Here is an 8,110-nt window from a genome sequence, read left to right as displayed (position 1 = left end):
ACAAACTGTCGCCCACCCGGCCGGGGAGCTAGTTGGCCCCGGGGGTGCACCATACTTTACTCCGTGTGCGCCCGGGCTTGGCGGGGGCGTCTGCCCGGGGGGCCGCCCCCCCGCTTCTCACGTGGTCAGGGAGTCCAGCCTCCCGTGGTCAGCTGGTCCAGACTCCTGTGATCAGGGAGTCCAGGCGGCGACGACCGCCCAGCTGACGTCGTCCGGCCAGAGGGCGGCGGCATCGAAGGTGTTGGAGCCGCCGTTCGAGGCGACGTATCCGGTGTTGTTGTAGTGGCGGATGGAGCGGTCGGCGAAGTTGTACGAGACCAGGGTGTTGCCCTGGCCGTTCACGCCCGCCTGCGAGCAGAAGGTGGCGTCATTGGCGAAGAGCGCGCTGTTGTCGTTGGCGTGCAGATAGAGCTGGTAGTTCTGGTGCCGCAGATAGCTGCCCGGCGTGTTCTTGGACTCGAAGGACCGGCAGGCGCTGTTGGCCAGGCCGGGCCGGACGATCCAGGAGGCGTTCGCCTTGTCGGTGGCCGAACTGGCGGAGCTGATCACCGTGGTGTTGACGTTCGCCCCCGAGTGGCTGAGGTAGCTGGTGGTGCAGCAGGAGGTGGTCGCCCGGAGCGACACCGAGGAGCCGCTGTTGAGGGCGGTCCCGCCGCCCGAACCCTGGGCGTAACCCGCCGCGACGATGTTGGCCTGGACGGCGTTCTCGGTGGCGTCCGTCGGATAGCCCGAGGTCATGACGCCCTCGTAGAAGGTGCCTGCCGCGCTGACGCTGTTGTCGCCGCCGATGCCGAGGATGATCGCGCCCTCCTTCTTCATCGGGTTGTAGCCGGCGGCGTTCGGCCGGACCCCGTTGTAGTAGGTGGAGAGCGAACCGGACTGCGCGTTGCCCGCGCGGATGGACCAGTGGTTCGGCTCACCCTTGACGATCGCGGTGAGGAAGCGGTGGCTGACGGTGGGGTCGTTGGCGTTGTAACCGGTGTTGACGCCGGAGAACAGGCCGTTCTCCAGGTCGGCCATCACCCAGGGGCCGTTGCCGGCACCCGAACCCCAGCCCCTGCTGTTGCCGAAGTAGATGGCCTCCATGGTGCCGTTGCCGTTGTCGAGGCTGTTGGTCTCGGCGTTGCCGTAGTCGAAGCAGCAGCCGTCGTTGTAGTGCGTGCCGTCGAAGAGCGCGTACATCCCCTCGGCCTTGTCACCGGTCGCGATGCCGTTCGTCGCGTTGTTGCGGTAGCCGGTCCCGGGCGAGACGAAGACACCGTAGGCCCGGTTGCCGTTGAGCGTGACCGGCGCCATCGTGGCGTTGGCGAGCTTGTCGTAGCCGCCTGCGGCGGGTCCGCTGAACCCACCGGGGGGAGCCTGGGTCAGGCGGTTGTTGCGGCCGGTCTGGTCGTAGATGACCGTGATGACGCAGCTGGTCCCCGCACAGAACGAGTCCTGCGCGGCGGCGTTGGCGTACCCTCCGGCGCTGAGTACCCCGATGTCACGGGTGGTGCTGTCCGAGGCGCGGCGCACCTGGTACAGCGCCCCGTTGTACGAGCCGAACAGCGCGCGGGTGGTGCTGTGCGCGGCGACGCACGGCGTGCCACCGGCTGCGTACAGGTCGCAGGGCTGGGACGTCGCGGCCTGGGAGACCGCGGTGCCCGAAAGGGTGCCGGCGACGAGCACGCCGACCAGGGCCGCCGTCAGCGCGGCTGCGCGGCGACGGAAAGCGGACCGGAGTCCTTTCATCACTGTCCTCGTTTCGTTGATGGGCTGAGGAGTTGCCGAAGGGCGGACCGGACCCGACCCCGGGCGCCTTTGTCCGGTGCGCGGAGGGGAGGAGAGGCATCACGGGCAGCACGAAGCTCCGGGCCGGGGCGTTCGGGATACGTGTAAGGCGGTGCGCGCACACCTGACGCCCCCTGGGGCAGGGGTACGCCGTTCGGTCGTGGAACCAGGTCCGGACGGCGTGTGGGGTACGCCGTCCGGCGAGCGGGGTCCGTCCGGGCGCCCGTCGGCGCGGAGCTGCGCCCGGTGCGGCGACATGGCCGTGTCGCACGCGGTCGGGGGCAGCGGGGAGGCGCGGTTCCTCGCGTTGTCGCAGGTCAGGCCGTGGAGCGAAATTGTTAGCGCTAACAATTCGGAGGCGGCGTCGAGTGGGGGGAGGAGTGCTTGGGTGGCACAGACGCTAAACCGGCGGGGCGAGGCGCGCAAGAGTTACGCACGATTCCCCGAAGTCCCTTTGTTCGTAAGGGCGTTCGAGGAAGGTCCGCCTGGCGGCCGAGCCGGGGGCGGGGCCGGAGCGGGCACGGCTCCCGGCGGCGGTCGGGCGTCGGGCGTGGCTCCGGGCATCTGGGGCGGGCGGCGACTTCGGAGGTCTCGCGGAGAGCGTCGTGCCGGGAAATCCCCGAGGTGCCTCCGTCAGAATTTCCCTTCTTCGGAATCCTGTTGCTGGGCCGGAAATCTCTCCTCCAGGAAGTCGTGGACAGAACGGATGCGATCCCTCCACTCGCTGCTCAGGATCGTGGCGTCGTCGTCCACGACCACGGGTTTCTGACCAGCTAAGGGTTGTCCCGCAATTCCTAGCGGGTGCGCGACGACAGCTACGGCACCTCGCCGTGTTGTCGGAACGTCCCGCATACATCCAGTATGCGGACGCTCCTCCGCCTTGCGATGCACCGCATCTGACGCCGCGCACTGATCCACCACGAATTGCGGGACAACCCTTACGTAGTACCCGTAGATCTGTGCAAAAAGTGTGTCCGAGAAAATCCTGTCGAAGTTGAAGATGCCCTCGAAAGCCAGCCAGGCCACCGCAGAATCCTGCTGTGTGGCACGGCGAAGGCATTTTTCGCCGAACTCGGCGAGATCCTCAGGAAGGGATTCGAAGGTCAGATCGCACTCCCAGACCTCCGGGAAACGCTTGTCCTGAGGGTCGATCTTCAGGCGGAAGGTGCCCACGGACGACGGCATGTGTCCGTCGAACTCAAAAGCCGACTCGGGTACCGGGTTTTCGTTCGGGTCAAGTACGAAGATACTGAGGGCGGCGGGTCCGCTCCAGCAGATCGCCTCCTCGATCTCGTTTTTCACTACAGGTTCCACTTCGCCGCTCCGCGTTCGGATCCATGAACTCTGGCATTGCTTCCAAAATTTGCTCTTCTCGGGGACGGAGGTGGCTGTCAACCTCCAACAAAAGGACCTCTGGTCGAGCAGTGAACTCAGGGCTGATGCGTTCTCAGTCGGCGAGATGAGTTGATCGCCTGCGTCGTCCCTCCTTTGGGCCGACGTGTGCAGCCGGTCGAACAGGAGTGGAAGCGTGCCGGGTTGGCGTACGTTTCGGGTGCCGGAGGATCGTCGGGTGGCGGGGGCGGCGCCAGTTCTGGCCGGGCGGGGCTCGTGTGTTGACCGCTGCCGGGGCGGAGGTGACGCTCGCCGTCCGCAATACGACGGCGGGTGACGCCGTCGCTGAGGCGATCGCGAAGTCGACCGGAGGGATACGGCTCCGGGTCGTCCGGCTCGACCTTGCTGACAGGGCCACTGTCGCGCGATTCGTCGACACGTGGGGCGGCCCGCTTCATCTGCTGATCAACAACGCGGGTGTGGTCACCGGTGGCCTCGAACGAACACGTGAGGGCTGGGAGCTGCAATTCGCGACGAATCATCTTGGCCACTTCGCGCTCGCCACCGGCCTTCATGACGCTCCGGCCCTGGGAGCGGCCGACCGCGACGGAGCACGGATCTTCTCGGTCAGTTCGACGGCGCACATGCGTTCCGGCATCGTCTTCGACGACCTCCACTTCGAGCGTCGCAGTGACGACCCTCAGATTGCCTACGCCCAGTCGAAGACGGCGAACTCTCTCTTCGCCGCCGAGGCGACCCGCCTATGGGAGTCTGACGGCATCGTGGCCAATGCGGTGAACCCAGGCGGTGTCGCGACGGGACTGCAGCGGAACTTCACGACGCAGCAGAAGGAGTCGCTCGACGCGGCCGAAGCCGCTGGAGTGTTCACGTGCAAAACGGTCGAGCAGGGGCTGCCACCAGCATCGTCGCGGCCGTCGCCCCGGAGTTCGCGCACTCCGGAGGCTGCTACCTCGACGACTCACAAGAGGCTTACACCGTGCCGAACGACGCCGCCCTCGCGCAGCACCCGCACGGGGTCAAGGAATGGGCGCTCGGTCCCGTCACCGCCAAGCGCCTCTGGACGGTCTCGACCGACCTGCTCCGCGCCTGACCTCTCGACGCCACAGCAAGCGGCGCCGCCGCCTTCTCGGTTGGTCACCGCATCGCCTCACAAGGCCGGTAGTACATGGCCTGCGCGCCCTGACCCGCCTCGGTGAACAGGGTGCGTCGCTGCCGATGCTCATGGCCAAGTCCCGGCACGAGAAGCCGGAGAACGTCCGACGCTGCTTCAAGCCGTCCCCGGAGGCGATCGCCGAGCTCACCAGCCTGCTGGCCCCTGGCGACAGCAGGCGCCGAGCGCAGGAGAGGTTCTGTGCTGCCTTCCTGCTTCTGATATCGGTTCGGGGCAAGGGATCAGCCGTCCAGTGAGAGCGCGTTTTTGGCGTGCGTGCCGGATTCCTCCGAGGCGGGTCCGCCGGGATTCTCGGTGGCCAGTGCCTGGTTGAGGGTGACGAAGGGGCGCATCCGCCGCTCGTAGCGGGCATACGCGGTGCGGTGGTCGCCGTTGGCCTGGGCAAGGCAGTCGGCCAGCACGTGGGCGCCGACGAGGGCCAGGCTGGTGCCCTGCCCCGAGAGGGGGGAAGGGCAGTAGCCGGCGTCTCCGAGCAGGACCACCCGGCCCCGCGACCACTGGTCCATGCGGATCTGGGCCATGGCGTCGCAGTAGAAGTCGGGCGCCTTCCGGGCGGCCTCGGCCAGGCGAGTTCCTTCCCACCGCATCGACGCGAGCTTGTCCACGACGAGTCGCCGCAAGGCGCCGCCGTCGCGGAGGTCGTGGGCGAGGGGGGCGGACTCGAAGCCGAAGGCGATCCTGAGTTCGGTGTTGCCGCGTACGGGCATGATGCCGAAACCCATGTCGCCGTCCCGCAGCCACATCTGCCAGTCGTCCAAGGCGAGGAAGTTGTCCGCGCTGAACACCGAGAGGTAGCTGCCCAGGTGGTGGACGAAACGCTCCTCCGGACCGAAGGCCAGGCTTCGTACGGTGGAGTGGAGGCCGTCGGCCCCGACCACGAGGTCGAAGGTGCGGGACGGCCCGTGCGCGAAGTCGACGCGCATGCCGGTCTCGTCCTCGTCGAGTGCGGTGATGCTGTCGCCGAAGAGGTACTCGACGCCTGCGCGCGTGTGCTCGTACACCATCCGTACCAGGTCCTCCCGCAGCACCTCGATGTCTTCGCTGTCGAGCCGGCCGCTGCTGAAGGTCGCCTCGGTGGAGCGGTCGACCTCGTGACCGTCAGGGGCAAGGATCGACATGCCGCGCATTCGGGTCCGTACGCGGCTTGCCTGCTCCAGCAGGCCCATCCGCTCCACGACTTCGAGCGCGACGCCGCGGATGTCCACCGCCTGGCCACCGGGTCGTTGGCCCGGGGCGCGTTCGACGACGGTGGGCGCGAAGCCGTGACGGCGCAGCCAGAGGGCGAGGACGGGCCCGGCGATTCCGCCACCGGAGATGAGTACGGTCTGCATGAAAAGTTCCTCCAGTGCCTTTTACGGTGTACGCGCACTGAACGTACGACGTAAGCGCGCTCCCTCCAACTGGCCAAATACCGGATCTGTACTAGGTCAGACGGCTTACGTTCGGCGTCGTCGCTGCTACCCTCTGCACTAGTACAGGACAGGAAAGCGGCCGGACGTGACGAAGACCACAGGAACAGTCGGTGTTCCGCCCTATCTGCGCATCGTCGCCGCGATCCGGCGGCGCATCGCGGACGGTGAACTCGCCCCCGGCGACCGGGTTCCCTCGACCCGGCAGATCGCCGGGGAGTGGGGCGTCGCGCTCGCCACCGCCACCAAGGCCCTGACCACCCTGCGTCTGGAAGGACTTGTCGAGGCCCGGCCCCGGATCGGCACCGTCGTCGCCGGAACGGCCCCCGCTGCGCCGGCCCGCAGGCGCCCGTCACCCGTCCCGGACGTCGAGCAGGAGCTGAGCCTCGACCGGATCGTCCGCACGGCCATCGACATCGCCGACACCGAAGGACTGCCGGCGCTCTCCATGCGCGGCGTTGCGGCACGGCTCGGCGTCGCCGCCATGTCGCCCTACCGGTACGTCCCCAGCAAGGACGACCTCATTTTGCTCATGGCCGACACCGCATTCGGCGAGGAGTCCTACCCTGCCAACGCCCCCGAAGAGTGGCGTTCGCGCATCGAACTGGGTGCTCGGACTCTCTGGACTCTCTACCGCAAGCACCCGTGGCTGGCCCAGATCGGCTCTCTCACCCGCCCTCTGCTCGTGCCCAACCTGATGGTCCACGGCGAGTGGGTGCTGCGAGCCCTCGACGGCCACGAACTCGATCCCACCAAGCTGTTCGATATCCACGTCCTGCTCTACAGCCATGTCCAGGGCCTGGCTGTGCACCTGGAGATGGAAGCGCACGCCGAAGCGGCCACGGGCCAGTCGGAGGACCAGTGGATGGACAGCCGCACCCCCGCTCTCCGGGAACTGGTGGAATCCGGCCGCTTCCCGACCTTCGCCAAGGTGGTCGGAGCCTTCGAGGACGGCTATGACCTGCGTCTCGATGCTCTCTTCGAGTTCGGCCTCAAGGCACTCCTCGACGGCCTGACTTCCATCGTCGAAGGTCAGGAAGCTGTCACGTAGACACAAGAACGAGTTCATCGAGGACCGGACCCACGCCCCTTCGCACTATCGGGGCGTCCGCCGGCGACCTGGCGGATACGACCAGAGATCACCGGGTTCACGGTCCTGACCGGAACAGGCGCGTCACTCCTCTTCGGTGGAATCCGGATTGCGCAGGGGGCGTAGGCCGCCACGCAGGTTCGGGAGCTGGAAGGAGTACCGGCCGAGCATGTTGATGTGATGGCGTACGAACGGTGAGAGGCGGGCCACGTCCTCGTCGCGAATGTCGAAGCCGTCCGCGCGCAGTTGGTTCACCGTGGCATCCATGTACCTCGTGGTGAAGAGTACGAGGGCGTTGAGGACCAAGCCGAGGGCGCCGATCTGGTCCTCCATACCGTCCTGGTAACGCTGGTAGAGCTCCCCGTGCCTGCCGTGGAAGATCTTCCGGGCCGGCGGGTGACCGCCCTCCTGGAGGTTGGCCTGGCTCTTGATCTGCCTGCGGAAGCCGGGCTCGTCCGGGAGCCGCAGGATGTGCAGGGTCTTGGAGATCCGCCCGACGCAGAACGCGTACGCCTTCCGGTCGACCGTGCCCGGCTCCAAGTGCGGCGCGGACAGCACCGGGCGCCGTCACGACCCGGTGAGCAGGCCGGTGTCGATCTCTGCCGGGCCGGCCTTCTTGCGTCCCACCAGGTCCGGCAGCGACTTCAACGCGTTCGAGCCGGTCCAGCTCCGACACTCGCGCCCCTGGTGGCACGGACAGCAGCGAGTCCAGCACCGCGCGCTGACCGGTGCTCAGCAGCCCGTAGAGGGTGTCCCACAGCCGGTTGTTCGCCACCTCCCGAACCGTGCCCACCAGCCGGGCCAGTCGGCTCGCCCCGGGCAGCAGCACCCGGCGCTCGCGCAGCCACCCGGCCGCTGCGTCGAACAGCGACTTCGGCCCGTCGCCGGTCGTCCAGGCTCGCGCATCCAGCCACTCGCTCGGCTCGTCCCGCACCTCGGCGCAGTCACGCCGGCCTCCGGCCTCACGAGACGTCACCTGTGGCGAGGACGCCTCACGCATGTGCACCGCTACCCCCCCGAGCCATGGCCACCGTGCGCAACCTCGCCATCGGACTCATGCGCCAAGCGGGCTGGACCAACATCGCCGCTGCAGCCGATAACTACAGGTCACGACCACAGCACGCTGCCGCCGTGCTCCGACTCACAGCCTGAGAACGCATCGCCCCTGGCAACGAACCAAGGGCCGTCCCGCGACGCGTGGTGGATCGCATCCGCCCTCGGCTGGGCCGCGCGCGGGAGGCGGTTGCGGGGCGCCCCGCGGAACCTGAGGTCGCGTCACCCACGACGCGCGGCGGGGGTGTCCGGCCGGGTCGTGGT

The 8,110-nt window shown here is 67.8% G+C and carries 4 protein-coding genes and 4 pseudogenes; 3 read left to right on the top strand and 5 right to left on the bottom strand.

Annotated features, from left to right (window positions below):
• Window positions 1-171: 171 nt before the first annotated feature.
• Together ACFWEP_RS27600 and ACFWEP_RS27595 are read right to left on the bottom strand one after the other, a co-directional pair.
• Window positions 172-1,731 carry an alpha-L-arabinofuranosidase B gene (locus ACFWEP_RS27600; protein WP_387373916.1) on the bottom strand — a complete coding sequence of 520 codons (1,560 nt, stop codon included), beginning with the start codon at window positions 1,729-1,731 and terminating at the stop codon, window positions 172-174.
• Window positions 1,732-2,403: 672 nt separating this feature from the next.
• On the bottom strand, window positions 2,404-3,072 hold the full coding sequence (locus ACFWEP_RS27595) for a hypothetical protein (protein ID WP_387373914.1): 669 nt from the start codon (window positions 3,070-3,072) through the stop codon (window positions 2,404-2,406).
• A 302-nt stretch (window positions 3,073-3,374) separates the two neighbouring features.
• Here ACFWEP_RS27595 and ACFWEP_RS27590 point away from each other — a divergent pair.
• A pseudogene (locus ACFWEP_RS27590) lies at window positions 3,375-4,213 on the top strand (SDR family NAD(P)-dependent oxidoreductase); the annotation flags it as partial.
• An 89-nt stretch (window positions 4,214-4,302) separates the two neighbouring features.
• Window positions 4,303-4,455: pseudogene (locus ACFWEP_RS27585) on the top strand (site-specific integrase); the annotation flags it as partial.
• Window positions 4,456-4,515: 60 nt separating this feature from the next.
• Here the strand turns inward: ACFWEP_RS27585 and ACFWEP_RS27580 are convergent.
• On the bottom strand, window positions 4,516-5,625 hold the full coding sequence (locus ACFWEP_RS27580; RefSeq protein ID WP_387373912.1) for an FAD-dependent monooxygenase: 1,110 nt from the start codon (window positions 5,623-5,625) through the stop codon (window positions 4,516-4,518).
• 166 nt (window positions 5,626-5,791) lie between these two features.
• On the opposite strand from ACFWEP_RS27580, the gene ACFWEP_RS27575 reads away from it, so the two are divergent.
• Window positions 5,792-6,754 (top strand): TetR/AcrR family transcriptional regulator C-terminal domain-containing protein, encoded by a 963-nt coding sequence (locus ACFWEP_RS27575; RefSeq protein ID WP_387373910.1) that lies wholly within the window; start codon window positions 5,792-5,794, stop codon window positions 6,752-6,754.
• Window positions 6,755-6,877: 123 nt separating this feature from the next.
• Here the strand turns inward: ACFWEP_RS27575 and ACFWEP_RS27570 are convergent.
• Window positions 6,878-7,288: pseudogene (locus ACFWEP_RS27570) on the bottom strand (Tn3 family transposase); the annotation flags it as partial.
• A gap of 301 nt (window positions 7,289-7,589) precedes the next feature.
• Window positions 7,590-7,793 (bottom strand): annotated as a pseudogene (locus tag ACFWEP_RS27565) (DUF4158 domain-containing protein); the annotation flags it as partial.
• Window positions 7,794-8,110 lie beyond the last annotated feature (317 nt).

The organism is Streptomyces sp. NPDC060198 (assembly GCF_042728415.1).
In the GTDB taxonomy this organism is placed as follows: Bacteria; Actinomycetota; Actinomycetes; order Streptomycetales; family Streptomycetaceae; genus Streptomyces.
This window is presented reverse-complemented; position numbering and strand designations above follow the sequence as displayed.

What these genes read in the sequence shown, in the direction of transcription:
- ACFWEP_RS27580 (WP_387373912.1), bottom strand. Translation starts at nt 5,625, where the DNA reads ATGCAGACCGTACTCATCTCCGGTGGCGGAATCGCCGGGCCCGTCCTC.
- ACFWEP_RS27600 (WP_387373916.1), bottom strand. Translation starts at nt 1,731, where the DNA reads ATGAAAGGACTCCGGTCCGCTTTCCGTCGCCGCGCAGCCGCGCTGACG.